The 24,200-nt window shown below is 69.1% G+C and carries 24 protein-coding genes and 1 pseudogene; 16 read left to right on the top strand and 9 right to left on the bottom strand.

Features of this window, described 5'->3' with window-relative positions:
- The first annotated feature begins 1 nt into the window (after position 1).
- From KY497_RS00570 to KY497_RS00555, 4 genes are read left to right on the top strand one after another with little or no spacing between them, the layout of a single operon-like run.
- The gene (locus KY497_RS00570; RefSeq protein ID WP_141386886.1) at positions 2-1,102 is read left to right on the top strand and encodes a DUF917 domain-containing protein; all 1,101 of its coding nucleotides are present in this window, start codon (positions 2-4) and stop codon (positions 1,100-1,102) included.
- Entirely contained in the window at positions 1,099-2,217 is a 1,119-nt protein-coding gene (locus KY497_RS00565) for a DUF917 domain-containing protein (RefSeq protein ID WP_127481872.1), read from the top strand. Before KY497_RS00570 ends, KY497_RS00565 begins: the two co-directional genes overlap by 4 nt.
- A gap of 9 nt (positions 2,218-2,226) precedes the next feature.
- Entirely contained in the window at positions 2,227-3,255 is a 1,029-nt protein-coding gene (locus tag KY497_RS00560; RefSeq protein WP_141386884.1) for a DUF917 family protein, read from the top strand.
- The gene (locus KY497_RS00555; RefSeq protein ID WP_141386883.1) at positions 3,252-4,766 is read left to right on the top strand and encodes a CdaR family transcriptional regulator; all 1,515 of its coding nucleotides are present in this window, start codon (positions 3,252-3,254) and stop codon (positions 4,764-4,766) included. Before KY497_RS00560 ends, KY497_RS00555 begins: the two co-directional genes overlap by 4 nt.
- Before the next feature lie 32 nt (positions 4,767-4,798).
- Here KY497_RS00555 and KY497_RS00550 read toward each other — a convergent pair whose 3' ends face one another.
- Entirely contained in the window at positions 4,799-5,065 is a 267-nt protein-coding gene (locus KY497_RS00550) for a thioredoxin family protein (RefSeq protein ID WP_055869933.1), read from the bottom strand.
- A 92-nt stretch (positions 5,066-5,157) separates the two neighbouring features.
- Entirely contained in the window at positions 5,158-5,898 is a 741-nt protein-coding gene (locus KY497_RS00545) for an SDR family oxidoreductase (protein ID WP_219869570.1), read from the bottom strand.
- A gap of 131 nt (positions 5,899-6,029) precedes the next feature.
- Here KY497_RS00545 and sigJ point away from each other — a divergent pair, with 131 nt between their 5' ends.
- The 3 genes and pseudogenes from sigJ (at position 6,030) to KY497_RS00530 (ending at position 8,670) form a co-directional block, all read left to right on the top strand.
- Positions 6,030-6,908, top strand: a complete 879-nt coding sequence (gene sigJ, locus KY497_RS00540; protein WP_219869569.1) for an RNA polymerase sigma factor SigJ — start codon at positions 6,030-6,032, stop codon at positions 6,906-6,908.
- A 15-nt stretch (positions 6,909-6,923) separates the two neighbouring features.
- A pseudogene (locus KY497_RS16850) lies at positions 6,924-7,292 on the top strand (M20/M25/M40 family metallo-hydrolase); the annotation flags it as partial.
- Between the two features lie 88 nt (positions 7,293-7,380).
- Entirely contained in the window at positions 7,381-8,670 is a 1,290-nt protein-coding gene (locus tag KY497_RS00530) for an MFS transporter (RefSeq protein WP_258185779.1), read from the top strand.
- A 3-nt stretch (positions 8,671-8,673) separates the two neighbouring features.
- On the opposite strand, the gene KY497_RS00525 is transcribed toward KY497_RS00530, so the two are convergent.
- The 4 genes from KY497_RS00525 to KY497_RS00510 all read right to left on the bottom strand — a co-directional run bounded on the left by KY497_RS00525 (position 8,674) and on the right by KY497_RS00510 (position 11,116).
- On the bottom strand, positions 8,674-9,501 hold the full coding sequence (locus KY497_RS00525; protein ID WP_082524379.1) for an acyl-CoA thioester hydrolase/BAAT C-terminal domain-containing protein: 828 nt from the start codon (positions 9,499-9,501) through the stop codon (positions 8,674-8,676).
- Positions 9,501-9,779, bottom strand: coding sequence for a hypothetical protein (locus KY497_RS00520; protein ID WP_258185778.1), 279 nt, complete (start codon positions 9,777-9,779; stop codon positions 9,501-9,503). Before KY497_RS00520 ends, KY497_RS00525 begins: the two co-directional genes overlap by 1 nt.
- A gap of 131 nt (positions 9,780-9,910) precedes the next feature.
- Positions 9,911-10,315 (bottom strand): VOC family protein, encoded by a 405-nt coding sequence (locus KY497_RS00515; protein WP_219869567.1) that lies wholly within the window; start codon positions 10,313-10,315, stop codon positions 9,911-9,913.
- A 33-nt stretch (positions 10,316-10,348) separates the two neighbouring features.
- Positions 10,349-11,116 carry a siderophore-interacting protein gene (locus KY497_RS00510; RefSeq protein ID WP_151486960.1) on the bottom strand — a complete coding sequence of 256 codons (768 nt, stop codon included), beginning with the start codon at positions 11,114-11,116 and terminating at the stop codon, positions 10,349-10,351.
- Between the two features lie 99 nt (positions 11,117-11,215).
- Between KY497_RS00510 and KY497_RS00505 the strand changes: the two genes are divergently transcribed.
- The 4 genes from KY497_RS00505 to KY497_RS00490 are packed head-to-tail and all read left to right on the top strand — an operon-like array spanning position 11,216 to position 15,034.
- On the top strand, positions 11,216-12,211 hold the full coding sequence (locus KY497_RS00505; RefSeq protein ID WP_055869962.1) for a siderophore ABC transporter substrate-binding protein: 996 nt from the start codon (positions 11,216-11,218) through the stop codon (positions 12,209-12,211).
- A gap of 48 nt (positions 12,212-12,259) precedes the next feature.
- A complete protein-coding gene (locus KY497_RS00500; protein WP_055869965.1) occupies positions 12,260-13,246 on the top strand; it encodes an ABC transporter permease in 987 nt (328 codons plus the stop codon).
- 7 nt (positions 13,247-13,253) lie between these two features.
- Complete coding sequence (locus KY497_RS00495; protein ID WP_151486962.1) at positions 13,254-14,282, top strand: iron chelate uptake ABC transporter family permease subunit; 1,029 nt, start codon at positions 13,254-13,256, stop codon at positions 14,280-14,282.
- Entirely contained in the window at positions 14,279-15,034 is a 756-nt protein-coding gene (locus tag KY497_RS00490) for an ABC transporter ATP-binding protein (RefSeq protein ID WP_218682616.1), read from the top strand. Before KY497_RS00495 ends, KY497_RS00490 begins: the two co-directional genes overlap by 4 nt.
- A gap of 9 nt (positions 15,035-15,043) precedes the next feature.
- Here KY497_RS00490 and KY497_RS00485 read toward each other — a convergent pair whose 3' ends face one another.
- Genes KY497_RS00485 through KY497_RS00475 form a run of 3 tightly spaced genes read right to left on the bottom strand, consistent with a single transcriptional unit; the run spans position 15,044 to position 16,974 of the window.
- A complete protein-coding gene (locus KY497_RS00485; RefSeq protein WP_017828101.1) occupies positions 15,044-15,241 on the bottom strand; it encodes a hypothetical protein in 198 nt (65 codons plus the stop codon).
- Positions 15,242-15,263: 22 nt separating this feature from the next.
- Positions 15,264-16,223 carry a DNA-3-methyladenine glycosylase gene (locus KY497_RS00480; RefSeq protein ID WP_141386875.1) on the bottom strand — a complete coding sequence of 320 codons (960 nt, stop codon included), beginning with the start codon at positions 16,221-16,223 and terminating at the stop codon, positions 15,264-15,266.
- A gap of 43 nt (positions 16,224-16,266) precedes the next feature.
- On the bottom strand, positions 16,267-16,974 hold the full coding sequence (locus KY497_RS00475; protein ID WP_017828103.1) for a winged helix-turn-helix domain-containing protein: 708 nt from the start codon (positions 16,972-16,974) through the stop codon (positions 16,267-16,269).
- A gap of 332 nt (positions 16,975-17,306) precedes the next feature.
- Between KY497_RS00475 and KY497_RS00470 the strand changes: the two genes are divergently transcribed.
- The 5 genes from KY497_RS00470 to KY497_RS00450 all read left to right on the top strand — a co-directional run bounded on the left by KY497_RS00470 (position 17,307) and on the right by KY497_RS00450 (position 24,178).
- Positions 17,307-17,615: a GNAT family N-acetyltransferase gene (locus tag KY497_RS00470; protein ID WP_141386874.1), complete on the top strand. Its 309-nt coding sequence runs from the start codon at positions 17,307-17,309 to the stop codon at positions 17,613-17,615.
- Between the two features lie 52 nt (positions 17,616-17,667).
- Entirely contained in the window at positions 17,668-18,150 is a 483-nt protein-coding gene (locus tag KY497_RS00465; RefSeq protein WP_141386873.1) for a DIP1984 family protein, read from the top strand.
- Positions 18,151-18,474: 324 nt separating this feature from the next.
- Positions 18,475-19,920 carry an MFS transporter gene (locus tag KY497_RS00460; RefSeq protein WP_219869566.1) on the top strand — a complete coding sequence of 482 codons (1,446 nt, stop codon included), beginning with the start codon at positions 18,475-18,477 and terminating at the stop codon, positions 19,918-19,920.
- A gap of 103 nt (positions 19,921-20,023) precedes the next feature.
- Positions 20,024-21,193 (top strand): exonuclease SbcCD subunit D, encoded by a 1,170-nt coding sequence (locus tag KY497_RS00455; protein ID WP_055869977.1) that lies wholly within the window; start codon positions 20,024-20,026, stop codon positions 21,191-21,193.
- Positions 21,194-24,178 carry an AAA family ATPase gene (locus KY497_RS00450; protein ID WP_219869565.1) on the top strand — a complete coding sequence of 995 codons (2,985 nt, stop codon included), beginning with the start codon at positions 21,194-21,196 and terminating at the stop codon, positions 24,176-24,178.
- The last annotated feature ends 22 nt before the right edge of the window (positions 24,179-24,200 follow it).

Genomic DNA, 24,200 nt, shown 5'->3' with positions numbered 1-24,200 from the left:
CATGAGCTGGACCATCACTCCCGCCCACATCGACGGGCTCGCGCGCGGCGCGGCCGTCCTCGGCACCGGTGGGGGAGGAGACCCGTACATCGGTGCGCTCCTGGCCCGTCAGGCACTCGTCTCCGGCGACGTCACGGTCGTCGGCCTCGATGAGGTGCCCGATGACGCACTCGTGCTGTTCGTCGCGATGATGGGCGCACCGACCGTCATGGTCGAGAAGCTGCCGAGCCTCGCGGAGGTGGTCGAACCGGTCAAGGCCCTCGGCATCCACCTCGGGCGCCCCGTCACCCACATCGCGTGCGCAGAGGTGGGCGGTGTGAATTCGACCATACCGATCGCCGCCGCCGCAGCGCTGGGGCTGCCCCTGATCGATGCCGACGGCATGGGGCGCGCGTTCCCCGAGCTGCAGATGGTGCTCCCGACCCTGTACGGCGTGACCGCATCGCCACTCGCGTTCAGCGACGAGAAGGGGAACACCGGAGTGCTACAGACGGTCGACAACTCATGGACCGAGCGCATCGCCCGTGTCGCCTGCGTCGAGATGGGCTGTTCGGTCATGATCTCCGGATTCTCGATGTCGGGCGCCGCGGCGCGCGAGTCGATGGTCTCGGGGTCGCTCTCGCGCTGTATCGAGATCGGTCAGCGCATCGCTGCGGCCCGGGATGCGAAGACGGACCCGGTCGCGGGGGTGGTCGACCTCCTCGGCGGGCGCGAGCTGTTCGACGGAAAGGTCGTCGACGTGCACCGTGCCACCACGACCGGCTTCGCTCGCGGACGTGCGCGTATCGACGGCGACGACGGTGCGAGGCTGACTCTGCAGTTCCAAAACGAGCATCTGGTGGCGGAAGCCGACGGGGAGGTCCTCGCGACCACTCCCGACCTGATCATGGTGCTCGACGGCGAATCCGGCGAGCCGATCACGACCGAGGCCCTGCGCTACGGGCAGCGGGTGCGGGTGATCGCAGCCCCCGCCGACGAGCGCTGGCACTCGGACGCGGCGCTGGCGATGGTCGGCCCCGGCTACTTCGGATACGACATGGCGGCGCATCGCTTCGACGGCAGCGTCTCCGCGGGGACCGTCCGGACGGGAGTCGCGGTATGAGCTGGCAGCTCACGGCCGCTGACCTCCCCGACCTCGCTCGCGGTGCGACGCTGCTCGGCACGGGCGGCGGAGGCGATCCCTATATCGGCAAGATGCTGGTCGAGCGTGTGCTGGGGGAGGGGAGCATCACGATCCTCGACCCGGACGAGCTCCCCGACGACCTGTTCGTGATCCCGACGGCTCAGATGGGCGCCCCCACCGTGATGGTCGAGAAGATCCCCGCCGGCACGGAGCCCACCCTGGCTCTGCGCACACTCGAGGAGCACCTCGGGCGGACGGCGGATGCGACGATGCCGATCGAGTGCGGCGGGATCAACTCGATGATCCCGCTCATCGTCGCGGCCGAGACCGGGCTGCCGGTGGTGGATGCCGACGGCATGGGGCGCGCCTTCCCCGAACTGTCGATGGAGACCTTCGCCGTCTACGGCGTGCATGGCTCGCCTCTCGCGCTCGCCGGAGAACGGGGCGAGAAGGTCGTCATCGACACCGGCGACGACGACCGCCAGATGGAGTGGCTCGCCCGGGCTGTCACCATCCGCCTCGGCGGCGTCGGACACATCGCCGAGTACGCGATGACCGGAGCAGACGTGCGGCGCACGGCCGTGCCCCGCACGATCTCGATGGCACTCGCGCTCGGCCGCGCCATCCGTGTCGCCCGCGAGGAGCACCGCTCACCGTTCGAGGCGATCGCCTCGACGCTGTCCATCACCCTCTACCCGCACCTGCGCGAGCTCTGCGTCGGCAAGGTCATCGATGTCGAGCGGCGTACGACCGAGGGGTTCGCGAAGGGGCGCGCTGTGATCGCGCCGCTCGGGGCCGACGACGGAGATACGTTCGAGATCTCCTTCCAGAACGAGAACCTCACTGCTCGCCGGGGAGACACCCTCGTGGCGATCGTTCCGGACCTGATCTGCGTCGTCGACCACGAGACGGCCGAGCCGATCACGACAGAGGGGCTCCGCTACGGACAGCGCGTGCGGGTGCTCGGCATCTCCACCCCCGAGATGATGCGCACGCCGGCCGCGCTCGCCGCGTTCGGCCCCTCTGCCTTCGGTCTCGCGGCGGAGTTCGTCCCGATCGAGACGCTGACCGTGGGCGAGGACGAATCTCCCTAGGCTGGACGCATGAAGCTGCAGCGCGACGACCTCACCGCGCTCGCCCGCGGCTACGCGCTGCTCGGGTCCGGTGGCGGCGGCTCGACCACCATGCTCGAGCTGATGCTCGCCGGGGACGGGGAATGGCCGATCGAGGTCTCGCCGATCTCGGCCCTGGATCCGGCCACACCCTGTCTCGGTGTCGCGTTCGTCGGTTCCACGATGCTGCTGGGCGAGCGGCTTCCGGGGGTGGACCCCTTCGCCAGGCTCCTCAGCGCGGTGCAACGATGGATCGGACATCCGGTCTCCGCCGTGTGCTCGCTCGAGGGCGGAGGGATGAACGGCCTCGCACCGCTGACCCTGGCTGGATCGCACGTGGTCGTCGACGCGGACTGCACCGGACGAGCGGTGCCTGGACTCGACCAGATGTCGCTCTTCGTCGACCGGGTGCCCGGGCTCGTGTTCGCGTGCGACACGGGTGCCGATGGTGTCGCGCTCGTCGAGGCGCATCGTGCCATCGACGCCGAGCGCGTCGTGCGCTCGGCGATCATCCAGGCAGGTGGGGTCGGCTGCGCCGTGCTCGGCGGGTTCACGGTCGGCGATCTGAGGGAGCACGCGATCGGCGGCCATCTCGCCCATGCCCTCGAGCTCGGCAGGGCGTATCTCGGCGCCATGATCGCCCCGCTTCCCCTGCTCGCCGATGCGCTGGGGGCGCAGCTGCTCGCCGAGGGGCGCATCGTCTCGATCTCGTCGTCGACGCAGGACCCGCATGTGAACGCGGTCGAGATCAGCGGGCTCGCGGGTGCCGTGCACCGGATCGTGACACGCTCGGAGACGCTCGCCGTGCTCACCGACGGGCAGCTGGTGGCGTCCGCCCCGACGATCATCGTCGTCATCGATGCGGTCTCACGGGAGATCCTCGAGGTCACCGAACTCCGCCTCGCTCGTAACGTCGCGGTCCTCGCCGTCCCCGCGCCGCAATGGTGGAACGACCAGCCTGAGCGGCGTGCGAAAGTCCTGCCGTCCGCCTACGGGCTCGACGATCTGGACGCCGCGTGAACGAGTGGCTGCAGCTGGGGGCGCTGCTCGCCCACGCCGAGAACGGCGGGCTTCGACGGGTGGCCGGGCCGGCGGATGCGGCGTGGGAAGCGGTGGCGGTGGGATCGGGTGAGGCCGAGCTCACCGAGAGCGGCGCCGACCGGCTCGCGATCCTCACGGCGGGGCGTCCGACCTCGACCTGGCAGCAGGACGCGTTGCTGCGCCGGTTGCGTGACCGTGGATACACCGGACTGGCCCTCGCCGGTGCCGGCTCCTTCGATGCGGGGGCGTTCCGCCTGGCGGACCGGATCGGCCTCTGCCTGCTCGACGTCGAGCGGCCGATTCAACTCGCGAAGGCCTGCTGGATGCTGATCGAGGCTCGTGACGCGCTCACGCTGAGCCAGGTACGCAAGGTCGCTCAGTCGTTCGAGTACGCCGCCGATGACCTGGCCGACCTGCTCGGCCACATCGCGGCGAACCTCGGCGTCGGCGCCGCACTGATCGACTCGTCGGGGGTGCTGCAGGAAGCGGGCGCCCCTCTCGATGAACGGCTTCATGCCGCGATCGGGTTCGACTCGTGGCTCGACCGGACGAGCATCGGCAACGCCGCGGCCGCATCGGTGCGTGTGGACAGCCCGGGTCGCAGCGGTCTGCGGCTCGTGCTCTTCGGCCGGGGCCTCAGCGAGGCGCAGGTGCAGTCGCTCTCGGTCGCCGCCGAAGTCGCGATGCCTGCAGTCGCGGCGCGCATCCTGATCGACGAGGTGGCGGCGGTGAACGACGTCGCGGTGTCTTCCGGACTCCTGCGCGACTTCGTCGATCTGCATGGCACGGCCGACGCCGATGTCGAACGGCGCATGATCGAGCGCGGCTGGCGCACCGCGGGTCATCACCTCGGCTTCCGGATGGTCGCGAGGGGACGGCTCGATTCCTTCTCGCTGCTGCGCACGGTCAGCGCGGGACTCAGCGCCATCGACGGTGAGGCGCACGCGACGACGGCCGGTCGAGGACTGAGCGGGTGGCTGACCTTTCCCGAGTCACCGGACCCGGACCGTGTGGAGAGGGCTGTCGCTGCTCTGCGCGAACTCCACCTGGGGGCGCTGCGCGACTTCGCGGTCGCGACCGGCGTCGGTTCCCTCCACGGCGGATCGGAAGGCCTCGCCACGACCTTGGACGAAGCGGGGGATGCCGCGCGCATCGCAGCCTCACGCTCCGCGACAGGATGGTTCGTGCGCGTCGACAGCCTCGGGCTGGAACAGCTCCTGCTTGCGTGGACGGGGAACGACACGTTCGTCCCCGCTGCGGAGTCCTTGCTCGCGCCGCTGCGGGAAGGAGGGGGCGAGCTGCTCACCACGCTCTCCGCGTATCTCGACCATGAGTCGGGCATCGCCGCGACCGCGACCGCGTTGGGCCTGCACCGCAACACCGTGATGGTGCGGATCCGGCGCGTTCAGGAGCTTCTCGGGATCGACATGACCGATCCGGAGGCGCGCCTCGCCTTGCATCTTGCGTGTCGCGCGGTGCAGCCTCGCTGAGCCGGGCGGACCTCGCTCGAGGTGGCGGGACGTCAGGCCGGGAGGGCCTTCACTGCGGCGGTGAGCACCTGCGGGACCGTCGGCACACCGGTGGCGCGGAACACCTCCGCACCGGCATCATCGCGGATGATCACGGTGGGCGTGAACGCGATGTCGAGCTCCTCTGCCGCATCCGGGCTCTGTGCCACGTCGATCTCGATGACGGTCGCTTCGGGGAGGAACCGCGCGGCCTCGGCGAGCACGGTCCGCGTGCGTGCGCAGGCGCCGCAGAACGACGACGACACCAGGGTCAGTTCCATGCACACCTCCTCGGACGCGGCTCGCACCACGCAGAGATGCAACCATCATCCTGCTCGCCCTGTTCCCCAGGGACAGAGCCGAGCGGGGATCGCTAGTCTGCAGCGAGCCACTCCGCGAAGCTCTGACTTCCGAGCTCGGCGTCGGGGCCGGGGAGACCGAGCCCTGCCCTCATGCCGGCCATCTGCGGCCCCGGCACGTTCAGCGTCGGCACCCAGCCACGGTATCCCTCGCGCCGGGCGTACGCGCGGACCATGTCCGCCAGCTCCTCCTCGCGAGGTCCGGCGAGGTCCCGCACACGGCCCTGCGGTTGCGCTGCAGCGAGGGCCGCGAGGCGTGCACCCACTTCGCGGGCGGCCACGGGCTGCGTCCTCGCTCTCGGGGCGAGGTGGAGCGGGCCCATCTTCGCCCGCGTGAACATCTGCGCCGCGAACTCGTGGAACTGCGTCGCTCGCAGGATCGTCCACGGAACGCGCGACGCCTCGACGACCTTCTCCTGAGCGATCTTGCCGGCGTAGTAGTCGTAGGGGATGCGGTCGATCCCCACGATCGACAGCAGGACGAGGTGCCCGGCCCCCGCGTCGGCGGCCGCCGCGGCCAGGTTCCCTGTCGCCGCGGTGAAGAACTCGATCGCTTCGCTGGCATTTCGCGTCTCGATGCTCGTGACGTCGATCACCGCGTCCGCGCCGGCCAGGGCGTGGCCCAGGCCGTCTCCGGTCACCAGGTCGACTCCGCGTGACCGGCTCAGGACGACGGTGTCGTGCCCCGCGGCCCGCACCGCCTCGACGGTGTGCCGCCCGACGGTTCCGGTTCCTCCTGCGACGACGATCCTCATATGTGTTCTCCTTCGTCTCGGTACATCCTTCTCCTTGTTCGACGACGCAGGCGAACGAAACGTGAGGCGCCTGTCGAGAGCGGCATCGACATGGCGTCGGCAGGAGGCCGACACGGACCAAGATGGAGGCGATGGATGATCTCGTTGTGGTCGAAGCCGAACGCCGTACCCTGCTCGCTCTCGCGTATCGTCTGCTCGGCACGGTCGCGGATGCCGAGGACGCGGTGCAGGAGACCTACGTGCGCTGGGTGCGGCTGACCGACGCGGAGCGCGCAGGGATCGTCAATCCGGGTGCGTGGCTGACGCGCGTCGCCGGACGCATCTGCCTGGATGCCCTTGGCTCGGCGCGAGCGCGGAGGGAGAGCTATGTCGGTCAGTGGCTTCCGGAGCCCGTGCCGCAGGACTCGCTGTTCGTCACCCCATCTCCGGACCCGCTCGACAGAGTGTCCCTCGACGAGTCGGTCGGGATGGCGCTGCTCGTGCTCCTGGAATCGCTCACTCCCCCCGAGCGTGTGGCCTTCGTGCTGCACGACGTGTTCGGCGTCCCGTTCGCGGAGATCGCCGAGACAGTCGGAAGGAGCACGGACGCCGTGAGACAGCTCGCGTCGCAGGGACGTCGACGGGTGCGAGAGCGGCGTGCGCGCCTGGCGACACGGGAGCAGCACGATGCCGTCGCACGCGCATTCCTCGAAGCCACAGCGACCGGACGGCTCGATCGCCTCATCACTGTGCTCGATCCCGACGTCGTGCTCATCTCCGACGCGGGCGGGAGGAAGTCGGCGGCGCTGCGACCGGTCGTCGGGGCCGATCGAGTGGCACGTTTCCTGCAGGGCATCGCTCGGCTCCACCCCGGCGCGGAGGTCGTCCTCGTCCCCACCGCGGACGGGCTGACCGCGCTTGCCACGCTCGACGGCTGCCCCGATGCGGTGTTCTCCTTCGTCGTCGAGGGCGAGCGGATCACCGAGGTGCTCGCCGTGCGCAACCCCGACAAGCTCACGCAGTGGTCCTGAGAACCGCTGAGTACGATGGCGGGTGTGACCACACCGACCGTGCGCCCGGGCATCGCCGAGCGGCTTTCGCAGATGATCCGGATCCCGACGGTCTCGGCCGAGCTCGACGAGCGCGGCTCGGCTCCGTTCGAGGAGTTCGTCGCGCTCATCGCGGAGCTCTACCCGCTGACGCACGAGAAGCTGGCGCTCGAACGGCACACCGACTTCGGGCTGCTGTTCCACTGGCAGGGGGCCGGTGCGGCCCCGGATCGACCGGTCGTGCTGATGGCGCACTACGACGTCGTCCCGGTGGATGAGAGCGACGCGTGGACGCACCCGCCCTTCGCGGGGGTGATCGCCGACGGCTCGGTCTACGGACGAGGTGCCCTCGACGACAAGGGCCCGCTGATCGTGGTGCTCGAGGCGGTCGAGAATCTGCTCGCCGACGGGTTCGTGCCTCCTCGGGACGAACTGGCTCGAGGGTGCGCAGCTCATGCTGTCGGCGCTCGTCGTGCCGGCTTTCGCGAAGCTCGGCGACATGGTCGGGCACAAACGGATGCTGCTGATCTCGACCGCGGTCACCGCGGCGGCGGCCCTGGTCCTGCCCTTCACCGATTCGTTCCCGGTCTTCCTCGCGGCGTGGGCGTTGATGGGCTTCTACGTCGTCTGGCTCCCTCTCGAGATCGCCCTGATCTGGTCGAGGTCGCGCCGGATGGAGGGGCGCTCCTCGATCACTGCCAAGGCGGCGGGCCTTCTCGTCGCCGCGCTCGAAGGCGGTGCGATCATCGGTGCGCTCGTCGGTGGCGCGCTCATCGACGTGCTGCCCCTCACCATCGTGCTGTTGATCCCGGCCGTGCTGATCGTGGTGTGCTTCTTCGTGATCCTGTTCGGGGCCAAGGAGTCTCCCGATCCCACGGGCGGCATCTTCGACACGATCGGTCTCGTGCTCATCTCGCTCGCCCTCCTGTGCTTCACCGGCGGTCTCAGCCTGCTCCGCCTCGAGGGTGGCCTGACCAATCCCTGGTCCTGGGCAGTCGTGATCCTCGGTGTCCTGCTCGTGATCCCATTTGTGCTGTGGGAGCTGCGCTGCGCCGACCCGCTCATCGACGTGCGCATGTTCCGCTCGCCCGCGCTCGGCCCGGTCTTCCTCACAGCAGGCCTCTTCGGGGTCAGCGTGCTGGGCGCGCAGGCTCCGCTGTCGACGTTCGCCCGCACCGATCCGACGGTCTACGGATACGGTCTGGGTACGAGCGGGTTCGCGACCTCGCTGATCATCGGCGTCTACCTGATCGCCATGATCACGGGTGCTCTCCTGTTCTCGACGGTCGCGCGGTGGGCGACGCCTCGTCTGACCCTGATGGGGGCCTCGGTGCTGGTGGGCATCGGGTTCCTGTTGTTCCTGCCGTTCCACGACACCTACGCACAGGTGATCACGAACATGGTCGTCGTGGGACTGGGCTCCGGCGCGCTGGTCGCGGCGCTCCCTGCCGCTGCGGCATCCGCGGCTCCGGCCACGCAGACGGGGGTGGCGACGGGGCTGACCAACTCGGTCAAGACCGTGGGTGGTGCGATCGCTTCGTGTGTGTTCGGCATCGCGCTGTTGCACGGAGTCGCGAGCACCGCGGGGGCGACCGAGGGGACCGCCGGTTCTCTGGCCGGCTACTTCACGGTGTGGATCGTCTGCGGAGTGACTGCGCTCGTCGCCGCCGTGATCCTCGTCTTCGTCCCGAAGACCGCGTTCACCGATCGGACGGCGGAGGCAGAGGTCGCTCCGGCGCTCTGATCCTCAGACCCGCAGGTCGAGGGCGTGCACGATCTGTGGCCACGCGAGCGCGCCGAGTTCCGCGTCAGCGGAAGGAGACCCGCCGCGCGCCATCGTCACTCCGCCGGCCGCGACCGTCTCACCGGGTAAGACCATCCTGTGCCCCGCAGCAGGGTGAGTGACCACCGTCGTCTCCCGTCCGTGCGCACTCCGGCGCGCGGAGATCTCGGCGGCGAATCGGCCACTCGGCCAGACGCGGTCGTCCCCTCCCGCGATCAGCACGACGACACCGGTGATGTACTCCGTGCGGATCGCTGCGGCCGCGGCCGCGTCAGGAGCGCGATCGATGCTCGCCTCGTACAGGGATCGGTACTCGGGCGGCACGGTCGACGACACCCAGGACGGATCGAACGACACGGCGGGCAGCGGCGTGCCCCGGCTGGTCCAGTGCGACGACCAGTCTCCATCGGTGAGCCCGGCCCAGACGACGGATGACGGAGCGACGGCCACCGTCGCGTCGACCGGGTGAAGGGAGGCGGTCACCAGGGCCGCCTCCGCTCCGAACGACGTACCGAAGATCGCGACGCGATCGGCGTCGCGGCGCAGGAGATCGAGCTGATCGATGAACAGCTCGATCGGCACCTCGTGCGGTGCGGGGCGCTGGCCCATGCCGCCGAACCAGCGGATGGCGCGCACCCGTGCACCGTGCCGTGCGAGCAGGTCGGCCCGCTGGGACTCGACCCGACCGCTGGACCCGGCGAGGAGCAGCACGGCTGTGCCGCAGGGAACTTCCGGAAAGGCATCGTGCCGGTCGGCATGCGGTACCGAGGCGTGACGGCGAGGCGTCGTCATCACTCGCGGTCGAGGCCGAGGGTGCGCTTCACGATGGCCTGCACGTCGCGGTCGAGACCGTCGATGCGGGTGTTCACGGAATCGAAGCGGGTGTTCACGGAATCGAAGCGGGCGTTCATCTCGGTGCGCAGCCCGTCGATCTGGCCGTTCATCTCGGTGCGCAGGCCGCCGATCTCGCTGCGGAGGATCCGGACGAACAAGGTCGACACCACGGTGAGCGTGCTGAACATCAGCACGGTGAACGACCCGATCATGGTCCAGATCTGCGCGTCATTCATGAATCCCACTCCCTCATCGTCGCATCGATCCGGCAAGCCTGCCAGAGCGCGGGAGGCGAAGATATAGGTCTCCCGAAAGACGCGCACAGCGTGCTTCTCTGCGCGCTTGTGGAGGATAGGTCGCCCCGGCGTCAAGCCTTCTCGCGAGGAGGGTTGTACATGAACTCGACCCGGATGCCGTCGGCGTCCTCGACGAACGAGGCGTAGTAGCGCTCCGAATAGCGCGGGTACTCCTTGGGCTCGCGGATCGCTGTCCACCCGGCCTCGAGCGCGACGGCATGAAGGTGCTCGACCTGCTCGCGCGTCGGCACCGCGAAGGCGATGTGCTGCCAGCCGATACGACCATGACGGTGCGGGGTGGAGTCGTCATCCCAGGTGTAGAGGATGATCTCGGTCTCGTCGCCGTTGTGCCACGAGATGGAGTGGTCGTCCGCACCCCCGCTCTGATATCCGAGAGCGGCGAGGACGGGGTGGAACTGCGCCCGGCCACGCTCGAGGTCGCCGACGGTGATGCCCAGGTGATCCAGAAGAGCCATGCGCCGAGTCTTCCAGGTGCCGCCGACGTCGCACTAGTGCGGCGCGTGGTACTCGGCTTCGTCGCGCTTCCAGTAGCCCTTCACGACGGCGTTCGCGGTGTCGACACCCCAGCGCTCGAGGAGCGCCCTGCCGGGTTTGACGATCGACTGCTCGGCGGCGATGAAGACGAAGGGGTCGGGTCCGACCACGTCTTCGGCGGTCAGCGTCTCGATGAGGGCGATGAGTGCGGAACCGGAGGGAGCTTCCCCGCGGTGCAGCCACTCGACGTCGACCGGTGCCTCGATGTCGATCTCGCGCCCCTGGTTCACGGTCTCCACCACGATGCGTGCCGGGGTGCCTGACGGAATGAGCGCGGCGAAGCGGCGGATGGCGGGGATGGCGGTCTCGTCGCCGACCAGCAGCCAGGAGCCGGGGTCGCCGGCCAGGACGGCCGATCCGCGCGGACCGCCGACGCCGATCGTGGATCCGATCGGTGCCGTCGCAGCCCAGGGGGCCGCGACGCCCTGGTCGCCGTGCACGGCGAACTCGACGTCGAGCCAGTCTTCGCCCCACGCGAGCGGGGTGTACTCGCGGCTCGGGGATGCTCGCAGCTCTTCGACGGACCCGGTCGGGCCTGCGGGGAAGAACAGGCGCATGTGGTCGTCGGAGCCGGGGGAGTCGAAGCCCGCGAGGTCTGAACCGGTCAGCCGCACGCGCACGAAGTCCGGTGCCAGCCATTCGCGGGCACTCAGCGTGACGTTGCGGAAGCGCAGCTCCAGGCCGCGACGCTCGATCGAGAAACCGGATTTCGTATCGCTCATAAAGTAAGGCTAACCTAAAGTGACGGGCGACGGTGATCCCTGCTCGTCACCCCGGCGCCCATCGTGTGCGCACCGATCCCGCAGAACAGGAGTCTCTCCATGTCCGTGCCCAGAACCCTCACCGCCACGAGCGTCGCTCTCGTCGGCCTCCTCGCCCTCGCCGGGTGCGCTTCCGGCGGCTCGGCGGAACCGGAGAAGACCGAACCCGCGGCAGCATCCGTCACGATCGAGGACAACACCGGCACGCACGAGATCCCGACGCCTCCCGCGTCTGTCGTGGCCCTCGACAACCGCACATTCCAGACGCTCTCCGACTGGGGCGTCGAACTCTCCGCCGCCGCCGTCGCGCTCATGCCGGAGACCGTGTCGTACGTGAAGGACGACGCGATCGTCGACATCGGGCTCCACAGCGAGCCCGACCTCGAAGCGGTCGTCGCCGTCGAGCCCGACCTGATCATCAGCGGCCAGCGGTTCACGCAGCACAACACGGCGATCGCGGACCTCGTGCCCGACGCCACGATCATCGACCTCGAGCCGCGCGAGGGTGAGCCCTTCGACGAGGAGCTCAAGCGTCAGGTCACCGTGCTCGGTGAGATCTTCGGCAAGCAGGACGAGGCCGACAAGCTCGTCGACGACTTCGATGCTGCCGTCGAGCGCGCCAAGGCCGCCTACGACGACGCCGACACCGTCATGGCCGTGAACACCTCCGGCGGCGAGATCGGCTACCTCGCCCCGACCGTCGGACGCTCGCTCGGACCGATTTACGACATCCTCGGGCTGACCCCCGCACTCGAGGTCGACGACGCGACCGACGACCACCAGGGCGACGAGATCTCGGTCGAAGCGATCGCCACCTCGAACCCCGATTGGATCCTCGTGCTCGACCGCGACGCCGTGTTCGCCGCCGAGACCCCCGACTACGTGCAGGCGGCCGAGATCCTCGAGAGCTCGGAGGCGCTTGCCGGCGTCACCGCCGTCAAGGAGAAGCAGCTCGTCTACATGCCCACCGACACCTACCTGAACGAGGGCATCCAGACGTACACGGCATTCCTCAACGACCTCGCAGACGCCCTCGAGAAGAGCGCGAAGAACTGAGGTACTGCGGCGGCATCCGGGTGACCCGGATGCCGCCGCATCGTCATCATGGTCTCCACCGACATCGCTTCGCCGCCCCGCAACGCCGGGCGGCTCTTCGACGTGAAACTGCTCATCGGCGTGCTCGTCGTCGCCGTGCTCCTCGTGATCTCGCTCTTCACCGGGGTGTACGACGTCACCGGCGCGGAAGACGGCGCGCAGATGTTCCAGATCACGCGCGTCCCCCGCACGATCGCCCTCGTCCTGGCCGGAGCCTCGATGGCCATGGCGGGTCTGGTGATGCAGCTGCTTACCCAGAACCGCTTCGTCGAGCCGACGACGACCGGAACGACCGAGTGGGCGGGGCTCGGACTCCTGTTGGTCATGATCCTCGTGCCGCAGCCGTCGCTCTCGCTGCGGATGGCCGGTGCGGTGCTCGCGGCCTTCGTCGGCACGATGGTGTTCTTCGCGTTCCTGCGGCGGGTCGCCCTCAAGTCCTCCCTCATCGTGCCGATCGTCGGGATCATGCTCGGTGCGGTCGTCGGCGCGCTGTCGACGTACCTCGCGCTGGCGACGAACTCGCTGCAGATCATCGGCGTCTGGTTCGCGGGCAGCTTCACCTCGGTGATGCGCGGCCAGTACGAGATGCTCTGGATCGTGGCGATCGTCGGCGTGATCGTGTTCATCGTCGCCGATCGACTCACCATCGCCGGCCTCGGCGAAGAGGTCGCCACCAACGTCGGCGTGAACTACAACAGGATCATCCTGCTCGGAACGGTGCTGATCGCGGTCACCACCGGTGTGGTCACCGTGGTCGTCGGCAATCTTCCCTTCCTCGGGCTCATCGTGCCGAACATCGTCTCGATGGTGCGCGGCGACGACCTGCGCAGCAACCTGCCGTGGGTGTGCCTGCTCGGCATCGCGATCGTCACGGTGTGCGACATCATCGGACGCACCATCATCATGCCGTTCGAGGTGCCGGTGTCGCTGATCCTCGGGGTGGTCGGTGCCGTGGTGTTCGTGCTCCTCCTGCTGAGGCAGCGTCGACGTGGCTAGCGGCGTGATGAGCGAGGTGGCGACCACCGGCCCGCTGCGGTCGGCGGGCTCGTTCACGACCCCGCGTGCGCGCCGTCGCTACTTCGTTGTGCTCGGGACCCTTCTCGTCCTCGCCGTCGTCTCGGGCTTCGGCCTGCTGGCGTGGGCGAATCCGATGCCGGTCGGCTCCACCGGGTTCTGGCGGATCGCCCAGCACCGGGCGACCGACGTCACGGTCATGGCGCTCGTCGCGGTCGCGCAGGCCATCGCCACGGTGAGCTTCCAGACCGTCACCAACAACCGCATCATCACCCCGTCGATCATGGGTTTCGAATCGCTGTACCGCGTGGTGCAGACCTCGACCGTGTACCTGTTCGGCGTGGCAGGGATCGTGGCGATCCAGGGCATCGGGCAGTTCGCGATCCAGGTCGCGATCATGGTCGCTCTCGCGGTCGCCCTCTACGGTTGGCTGCTGTCCGGCCGCTACGGCAATCTGCAGATCATGCTCCTGGTGGGCATCGTGATCGGGGGAGGCCTCGGGGCGATCTCCACCTTCATGCAGCGCCTGCTCACACCCAGCGAGTTCGACGTGCTGGCCGCGCGCCTGTTCGGCAATGTCTCCAACGCCGACTCCTCGTACCTGCCGTTGGCGATCCCACTGGTCGTGGCGGCGTCTGCGCTGCTGTGGCTCCGCTCGCGTCGGCTCAACCTGATGGCGCTCGGGCCCGATGCCGCGCGCTCCCTGGGCGTCGATCATCGCCGTGAGCTGTTCATCGTGCTGTTCCTCGTCGCCGTGCTGATGGCGACATCGACGGCTCTGGTGGGACCGATGACGTTCCTCGGCTTCCTGGTGGCCACGCTCGCCTACCAGTTCGCCGACACGCATGACCACCGGCTGATCTTCCCCGTCGCGGTGCTCACGGCCTTCACGATCCTGGCCGGGGCGTACTTCGTGATGAAGAACGTCTTCTACGCGCAGGGGATGGTGTCGATCCTCATCGAGCTCGTCGGCGGCACCGTATTCCTCATCGTCATCCTCAGAAAGGGCAGACTGTGATCGCTCTCGACGGCGTTCGCCGGGACTACAGCAGCGAGGTCGCGATCGGCCCCGTCGACTTCGAGATACCCGCCGGCGGCATCACCGCCCTCATCGGTCCGAACGGGGCGGGCAAGTCGACCCTGCTCACGATGATCGGTCGTCTCAGTGGAATGGACGCCGGTGCGATCGAGATCGCGGGACTCGACGTGGCCTCCACCAAGTCGAAGGACCTGGCGAAGGTCGTGTCGATCCTGCGTCAGGAGAACCACTTCGTGACCCGGCTCACCGTGCGCCAGCTCGTCGGCTTCGGGCGCTTCCCGCACTCGAAGGGGCGGCTGAATCGCGGCGACGAGGAGATCATCAGTCGGGCCATCGACTTCCTCGACCTCGGCGCCTTGGAGGGCCGCTATCTGGATGAGCTCTCCGGCGGGCAGCGCCAGCGCGCGTACGTCGCGATGGTCCTGGCGCAGGACACCGAGTTCGTCCTTCTGGACGAGCCGCTGAACAACCTCGACATGCGGCACGCCGTGCAGATGATGAAGCATCTTCGGCGGGCGGCGGAGGAGCTGGGGCGCACGATCGTCATCGTCCTGCACGACATCAACTTCGCCGGGCACTACGCCGACCACATCTGCGCCATGAAGGACGGTGCTGTGGTGGAGTTCGGGTCCCCCGCCGCGATCATGACGGATGAGGTGCTCACCCGCGTGTTCGACACTCCTGTGCGCGTCGTCGACGGTCCGTCCGGGCCGCTTGCCGTCTACTACTGAGCGGGCCCCTCAGAGCTCGATGCCGTGGTCTTCGTCGTTGACGCCGGCGTTGTTGCCCCGGCGCGACTCGTAGCCGAGGAACCAACCGAGCCACACGATCGCCGCGAGCAGCACACCGAGCCAGACGTTCTGGAAGATCAGCCCGATCACGACGCCGACGATCAGCAGGCCGACGGTGACGAGGATGCGCAGCAGAGAACGTGACATGGCCTCAGCTTAGGTGGCGTCCTCAGTGCCCACGATGATCTTCGGGTGCGAGGCGGGGACCCCTTCGTGGCTCCTGCACACCGCTGGCGTGGATGAGGCGCACGACCCGTTGCCGCTGTCCGGCCCAGGGGGCGAGGAGCTCGACCATGCCGTCGTCGTCGGTGCGCTTTCCCGTCAGCGCGTAACCGACCTGGTGAGCGAGGTGATAGTCGCCGATACTGACCGCATCCGGATCTCCGAGTGCGCGGATGCGGGTCTCCGCCGAGGTCCACACCCCCACGCCGGGAAGGCTCGTGAGCACGCGGTCGCGGTCGGCTCCTGTGACGGCGGCTCCCACAGCGCGGGCGATGCGGTCGCCGCGCTCGGCCGCGCGCACGATGGTGCGCGACTGGGGCGGTTCGACCCCGGCGCGGTGCCAGGCCCAGGAGGGGATGCGGAACCACTGCTCGGGGGAGGGAGCGGCGAACATCGGGCGCGGCGTCGGGCCCGGCGCCCGTGCGCCGAAGCGGGACACCAGCCAGCGCCACGCGCCGAAGGCCTGCATGCCGGTCACCTTCTGCTCGAGGATCGCGCACGCGAGCGCGTCGAACACCTCGTCGGTGCGGGTCAGGCGCAGGCCCGGGTGTCGTCGCGCGGACTCGGCGATGAGCGGGTGCAGCGCGGGATCGAAGTCTCCGGAATCGTCGTGGGCACCGCAGAGCGCGGGCACGCTGTCGAGAGCGTGCTCGGCACCGGGACCCCAGGCCGAGGCTCGAACCTCGTCGCCTGACATGCGGACCGCGAGTGTCGTGGGGCCGTGCGGGGTACGCGTGGCACGCCAGATCACCGTTCCGTCGATGATGGTCGTCGGATCGTTGCCCCCGCGGCGGAGCATGCCGACCGTGCGACGCAGGTCCAGGGGGTGCGGTGGTCGGTAGACGGTCTCTCGGCGAGCATCCGCGGAGGCGGCGTCGGCCGCCGCGGGATGCTCGATGAGGGTCATGCGCCCACCCTACGCGTCGGTTCTGACACCGACTCCCGGCGACTCAGAAGCGGTCGGGCGAGGGGGTGCCGTGGCCGTAGCGGATGACGACGTCGGCGTGCCGGTCGAAGCGGTATCCGATTCCGCGCACGGTGCGGACGATGTCCTCGTAGCGACCGAGCTTCGCGCGGAGGCGACGCACGTGGACGTCGATGGTGCGCTCGCCGGGAGTCTCGTCGTCCTGTGCCTGCCAGAGAGCGGAGACCAGCTCGCTGCGCTCGATGGTGCGGCCCTCGCGGAGCACGAGGTACTGCAGCAGCTCGAACTCCTTGTACGTGAACGCGGCGGACTCGCCGTCGATCAGCACGCGCTTGCGGGAGATATCGACGGTCACGCCGCTCTCCTCGTCGGTGGTGTCCTCCTCGGCGGCGGCCTTGGTGCGGGCGATGGCGCCCGGCTCCTGCAGCGCGAGCCGGACCACATCGAGGTCACGGCCGCCCGAGCCGTGCGGTGCGAGCGCGACGGTGGCGTGGGTCTCCGCTCCGGGCGCGAGCTCGGCGAGGGTGCGGCGCAGTGCGTCGACGAGGAGGGGGAGACTGACACCGGCCTCTGCGGCCTTGATCTCGTCCAGCCCGACGTAGAGGGCGAAGCCACGGGGCGAGCGCACGGCGGGAAGGTCGGCTCCCGCTGCGGGGAGCGGCGCGGCGGGCTCCGGCTGGGTGCGGGTCGCGGCGGTGGTGGCGGGACGCTCGAGAAGTGCGGTGTTCGACATGATGATGAAGTCCTCAGGACGTGAGCCCGAATCGAACGGGGCTCTGATGCGTTGCATGAATGACCGGCGGAGCCGGGAAGCGAGCGAGGGTGGATGCTCGGAGACACTGACCTCGCAGATGGCGAGGAGTTCAGGTCAGGCGGGGTTGCTGTTCGTTCAGCGACACATTCGGCAACACATACCGACGCGACCGGGCATCATCATCCCGGCAGTCCTGTTCGCCTCCTGGGCGGACAAAGGGCTTGCGTTGGTGGTCATGGGGGGATTATGTCTGATCGTGACGCCCCATGTCAAAACGCCCGGGCGCTCGGAGCGGGCGTAACGTGGTTCGAATGACGATCTCGCACACTGTCGACGGCTTCATCCTGACCGACGAGAAGGACGCCTCGCGGTACACGCTCATGCGCGACGGCAAGCTCGTGAGCGTGCTCGACTACCGTGACGATGGCCGGACGATCGCGCTCACCAGGGCGTTCACCGTCCCGACTTTCCGCGGCAACGGCTATGCGGGGAAGGCCGTCGAGGGAGCTGTGGCTGACATCGAGGAGCGAGGTGATCGCAAGGTCGACGCCGTCTGCTGGTACGTCGCCGACTGGTTCTCCGCCCACCCGGAGCGTGCCGGTCTCCTGCGCACCCGCTGACTCTCCGGTCGTATGACGAACTGTTACGGTCGCTCCGTGCGAGGATGACGTCATGAAACTCGCCGAAGCCCTCACCGCACGCGCCGACCTGCAGCGCCGCATCGAGCAGCTGCGGGCGCGCATCGTCGCGAACGCCCGCTACCAGGAAGGTGAGGAGCCGGCGGAGGATGCCGCCGCCCTGATCGTGGAGGCGGATGCCGCGCTCACGCAGCTTCGCGACCTCATCCGGCGCATCAACGCCACCAACGCGCGTCTCAATCTGGGGGCCGACGGCACCATGACCGACGCGCTCGCCGCGCGCGACGTGCTGCGTCTGCGGCACTCCGTGCTCACCGATGCCGCGGCCGCGGCCTCCGGGTCCAACGACCAGTTCCTGCGCCAGATGCGATCGGAGCTGCGTCAGGTCGCGGCGCTCCCGGTGGCGCAGCTGCGCTCGCAGGCCGACACCGTGGCCCAGGAGCTGCGCGAGCTCGACAACCGGATCCAGCAGGCGAACTGGTCGAACGATCTGGAGGAGGAGAGCGGAAGTCGGTAGTCACGAAGAAGCGGGCACAACCCCCAGCCGGCGGGGCAAGCCGGCACCTGTCGGGCGGAGGGCAGCCCCGATATCGCATCGCGCAGCCCCGCACGCCGCACAGGTGAAGATGCACAGCGCATCTCGCATCACCGCGTGCCGATCATCGTGACGAGGGTGGGTCAGGGGACCTTCCGCTTCTTCTTCGTACCCCTGGGGCGAGAGTGCCTGCGATAAAATCGAGTTCTGCTCAGCCCCGTTGGCTGAGGCGGTCAGGTGCCGAGAGGCACGCTGATCCGAGGCTCGAAACCTCCGGCATCCTCAACAGACACCGGAGGTTTTTCCATGTCTTCTTCCCTGCGCGCCCATCCTCGTTCCCGGTGGTGGGCACTCATCGTCATCTCGCTCACGCAACTGGTCGTCGTCCTCGACTGCACGATCTTGAACATCGCCCTGCCCCGCGCCCAAGCTGCCCTCGGGCTCTCGGACGGGCAGCGACAGTGGGTCGTCACGGCCTACGCCCTGGCTTTCGGGGCCCTGCTGCTGCTCGGCGGCCGGATCGCCGACTACGTCGGGCGCAAGCGCGTCTTCATGATCGGCATGGTCGGATTCGGAGCGGCATCTCTGTACGGCGAGTTCGCACAGCAGGGGTGGGAACTGATCCTCGCTCGCGGGCTGCAGGGGGCCTTCGCCGCCCTCCTCGCGCCCGCCGCGCTCGCCCTTCTCACCGTCACGTTCCCCTCGGGGCGGGAGCGGAACACCGCATTCGCCGTCTTCGGAACCGTGGCCGGCACCGGCGCAGCCGTCGGGTTGCTCCTCGGCGGCGTGCTCACCGAGTTCGCCGACTGGCGCTGGTGTCTCCTGGTCAACCTCTTCTTCGTCGCGATCGGCGTGATCGGCGGCGCACTCTTCCTGACCGAGAGCAAGGCAGAGGGCGAGAACCGCTACGACGTCTGGGGTGCGATCTGCGTGACCCTCGGCCTCGGTGCGCTCGTCTACGGATTCAGTCGTGCCGAGAACGGGTGGGCCGATCCGCTGACGATCGCATTCCTCGCCATCGGGGTCGTGCTCCTGGCCGTGTTCGTCTGGGTGGAGAGCCGGGTGGCGCAGCCGCTGCTACCCCTGCGCGTCGTCGCGGACCGAGTGCGAGGCGCGGCGTTCCTGATCCAGGGAATCGCCGGTGCGATCATGATCGGGGCAACGATCTACCTGACCTTCCACCTGCAGTTCGTGCTGGGCATGGGCGTGCTGCAGGCGGGCCTCGCGAGCCTGCCGCTGCCGATCGCGACCATGGTTCTGGCCCCGATCGCGACCAAGCTGCTGTCGGTGATCGGCCCACGTCCGCAGCTGGTCGTCGGACCGCTGTTCGCCGCGGTCGGGCTGTTCCTGCTCTCCGGGATCACCCCGGACGGCGCCTACTTCGTGCAGATCGCTCCGGGACTGGTGCTCCTGGGCATCGGCATGGGGTTCGTCTTCATCCCGCTGCAGAACCTAGCGCTCTCGGGAGTCGCCCCGCATGACGCGGGAGTGGCGTCGGCGGTGGCGAACTCATCGATGCAGATCGGCGGCTCGATCGGCCTGTCGGTGTTCACCGCGGTGTACGCCGCCTCCGTCGGCGGTCGCTCTCAAGCCGATCTCGCACCGCAGCAGTTGACCGACGCCTACGGGTGGACCTTCATCACCGCGTCGATCCTCATGGTCGTGGCGTCCGTCATCGCCGCGACCATGGTGCGCGGCACGAAGGAGCAGCTGCTTCCGGCGCAGGACACGCCCGTTCTCACGGCGCACTGACGTGGTGGCGCGGCATCCGTTCCGGGGCGAGGATCCCGCATCGGGAACGGATGCCACGGCACGCCTCGGACGGAATGTCGGAGGGGCTTCGTACCGTGTGAGTATGCGCATCCTGCACACCTCTGACTGGCACATCGGCCGGACGTTCCATGGCAACTCGACCATGGACGCTCTCGCCGAGGTTCTCGGAGCGCTCACCGCACAGGTTCGCGACAACGCGGTCGATGTCGTCGTCATCGCGGGAGACGTGTTCGATTCCGCCACTCCGTCCGGCGCCGCCTACACCCTGCTGGGCGATGCGCTGGTGGCCCTGCACGAGACGGGTGCCCGTGTCATCGTCACCAGCGGCAACCACGACTCGGCCGCACGGCTCGGCTTCCAGGCCCGTCTGCTCCGCGAAGGCATCCACGTGTTGACTGACCCGCTGGCGGTCGGCGTCCCCGTCACCGTCGCCGATGCGCATGGGCCGGTGCACTTCTTCGGAATTCCCTATCTCGAGCCGGCGATCGTGCGCCAGCACTGGCCCGAGGGCGATGGCTCAGGGCGTCAGCTGCGCACGCAGGCGCAGACCATGGCGCATGCGATGGACCTCGTGCGCGCCGGGATGGCGCGACACGAGGGGCGCTCGGTGGCGATCGCCCATTGCTTCGCCGCCGGTGTCGACGCGACGGTCGGGCTCGAGCGCGAGGTGCGTCAAGGCGGCCTCGATGTCGTACCGCTGAGTGTGTTCGACGGTCCTGACTACGTGGCGCTCGGCCACATCCACGGGCGTCAGAAGCTCAGTGATCGGGTCCGCTACGCGGGGGCGCCTCTGCACTACAGCTTCGGGGAGCAGGACAAGCCTCGCGGGTCGTGGCTCGTCGACGTCGATGCCGATGGACTCGCCGAGGTCGAGTGGCTCGAGCTGCCGGTGCCGCGCCGCCTGGTCACGCTCACCGGCCCGCTCGACGAGCTCCTTTCCGCCGAGAGCGTCGCCACGCACGCAGACGACTGGGTCTGCGCCGTGTACACCGACGCCGTGCCGCAGACCGAGCCGATGCGCCGCCTCCGCGAGAGCTACCCCTACTGCGCCATGGTGCAACATCAGCCCGAGGTCAGGGCCGAAGCAGACGAGCGCTCCTACGTGCAGCGTCTGCGCAACGCGGTGACCGATGCCGACCGCATCGATGCCTTCCTCGAACATGTGCGGGCGGGTCAGGGGCCGACGGTGGCCGAGCGCGACCTGATCCGGGCGATCCTCGACGAGCGTGTGCGCGCTGAGGCGCTCGTCTAGATGCGTCTTCATCGCCTGGAGGTCGAGGGCTTCGGCCCCTTCCGCTCGCGTCAGACGGTCGACTTCGACGCGTTCGCCGACGATGGCATCTTCCTGATCGCCGGACGGACCGGGGCGGGCAAGTCCAGCATCCTCGACGCCGTCTGCTTCGGTCTCTACGGCGGAGTGCCACGATACGACGGCGGCGAGAAGCGCCTTCGGAGCGACCACTGCGAGCCCGACGATCCCTCAGAGGTGGTCGTCGAGTTCAGCACTCCCACCGGCCGGTTCCGGGTGACCCGTTCGCCCGAGTATCTGCGCCCGGCCAAGCGCGGCGGCGGCATGACCAAGCAGGCGTCGGCCGTGGCCCTCGAGGTGTGGACGGATGCAGGGTGGGTCGGACGCGCCGCACGCGCGGTCGATGTCGCAGGCGAGCTCGACGAGATCCTCCAGCTCAGCCGGGAGCAGTTCCTGCAGGTGATCCTGCTCGCGCAGAACAGGTTCTCGGAGTTCCTGCTCGCGGGGAGCCGCGACCGGCAGGCGCTGCTGCGCAGGCTGTTCGGCACGCAGCGTTTCGAAGATGTGCAGGCGCGGTTCGATGAGCGTCGTCGGGAGGCGGAGCAGGCGCTCGGCACTCGGCTCGCGACCGTCGAGGCCCGTGTCGACGAGGCCGAGCGCCTTGTGGCCGCCGATGGGTTGTCGGGAGACGGCGATGACACAGAGCCCGAGGCTCCGCACGTGTCGTCGTCAATCGATGAGCGTCTCGGCGCCCTCCGACGGGCGAAGGCCCGCGCCGACTATCGTGCAGAGCGCCGAGCATCGGAGCGCATCGACGCGGAGAAGCAATCGGCGGCAGCCGATGAGGCGCTCGCTGCGACGCGCGAGGAGCAGCGCGCGCAGCGTGAGCGCGACCGCGCCAGGGCTGCGCTCGAACGCCTCGACTCCGAGGTGCCCGTCATCGAGGAGGCCCGTGCGGAGCTCACCGCGGCGCGCGCCGCCGAAGCGCTCCGCTCGACGATCGCCGCCGCGGCACGCGCGCATACGGCGTTCGCGAGCGCATCCCGAGACGAACAGAGCGCCCGTGCGGCAGGAGAGGCCCTCGGACTCGCTGTGGATGGCGACCTGGACGCGTGGACGGCGGAGCGCACCCGGGAGAGCGGAGCCTGGCAGCGGGCGCGAGAACTCGAAGAGGCGGCGCCGGCACTCGACGCCGAGGTGCGATCGGCAGAGGCCGCGGTCGAAGCAGCGACTCTACGCATCGAAGCCGCGGACGCGAAGCGCACCGCACTTCCCGACGAGATCGCCGCGCTGACAACGAGACGAGACGAGACCCGGCGCCTCGCCGACCGTGTGGACGACCGACAGGCGGCCTTGGCGGCAGCAGACGTGCGTCGAGAGGCCGCGCGGGAGGCGGAACGGCTGCGTGCCGCCGAGAGCGCACTCGACCTCGAGGTCACGCAGGCCACAGCGCTGCATGCGGCTGCGCAGTCGGCCCTGTCTCAGCTGCGTCAACGGCGAACCGACGGCATGGCCGGAGAGCTCGCATCGACACTCCGACAGGAACATCCCTGCCCTGTCTGCGGCTCGCTCGATCACCCGGCACCGGCCACGCATTCCGACCCCGTCTCGCTCGAGGACATCGCCCTCGCGGAAGAAGCGCGAGATGCCGCGGCGCAGAAGGAGCGGCAGCTGGCGTCGACCTCCTCGACGCTGCGCGCCGAGTCGGCCGCCGCCACCGCCCGCGCCGACGGGCGGGACATCGAACAGGCCGAGAGTGAGTACGCCGACGCCGCTGCGGCGCTCTCGATCTCCCGTGCGGCCCTGGAAGACCTCACGGCGCTCGACATCCAGCTGGGCGAGCTCGTCGCCCGTGCCGAGCGGCTCGATGCCGAACGGGAAGAGGATGCGCGAGCCCTTGCGGAAGCACGAGAACAGCACGCTCTACTGCGGCAGCGGAGCGCCGAGGCGCACGAACGGATCGTCGAGGCGCGGGGTGGATTCGACACCGTCGCCGCCCGGCTCGCCGACACGGAGTCGAGGATTGCCGCAGCGCACGCGCTCATCCAGGCCATCACGGAGCGCACGCGCAGGGCCGAGGCGCTCGTCGAGGCGGAGACGGAGCGGGACGCGGCGCTCGCAGAATCCGTGTTCGACGACGTGGCCGCCGCCGAGGGGGCGCTGCGTTCGATGGAGGAGCAGGAGGCCCTCGACGCGAGGATCGCCCGGCATGCCGTGCAGCGGGAGAAGGAACGGGCCGTCCTGTTCGATCTCGAACTGCGTACGCTGCCCGAGGAGCCGATCGACCTGGAGCCGGCTGAGCAGGCATCTGCCGCCGCCCGCGGCGCCTGGACGGCGGCCGTCGACGAAGCGGCGAGGGCGGCCGGCACAGCGGAACGGCTCGGAGGCCTGATCGAGTCGGCCTCGACCGAGCATGCCCGCACCGCCGACGACGCCGCGGAGTTCGAGGTGCTGCAGAACCTGGCCGACACGATCGCGGGCAGAGGCGCGAACACCCGCAAGATGACGCTCGAGACCTTCGTCCTCGCCGCCGAGCTCGAAGAGATCGTCGAGGCGGCCAACCGCCGGTTGCACGACATGTCGACGGGCCGCTACCAACTGCAGCACTCCGATGCACTGGCGGCTCGAGGTGCTGCGTCCGGTCTCGGGATCGTGGTCTCCGATGCCTTCACCGGTCAGACCCGACCGCCGCAGTCGCTGTCGGGGGGTGAGACGTTCCTCACATCCCTCGCCCTCGCTCTGGGACTGGCCGAGGTTGTGACCGCACGCGCGGGCGGGATCCGCCTGGACACCCTCTTCATCGACGAGGGATTCGGCTCCCTCGATGGAGACACGCTCGACGTCGCGATGCGCACTCTCGACGAGCTGCGACAGGGAGGCCGGACGGTCGGGATCATCAGCCACGTCGAGGCCATGCAGGAGCAGATTCCCGCTCAGCTCACGGTGCGAGCGCTGCCGAACGGGCCCAGCATCATCGAGGCCCGCTGAGGCAGGCGCGCTGAGTCAATCG

Source organism: Microbacterium sp. PAMC22086 (genome assembly GCF_019443525.1).
GTDB lineage: Bacteria > Actinomycetota > Actinomycetes > Actinomycetales > Microbacteriaceae > Microbacterium > Microbacterium maritypicum.
This window is presented reverse-complemented; position numbering and strand designations above follow the sequence as displayed.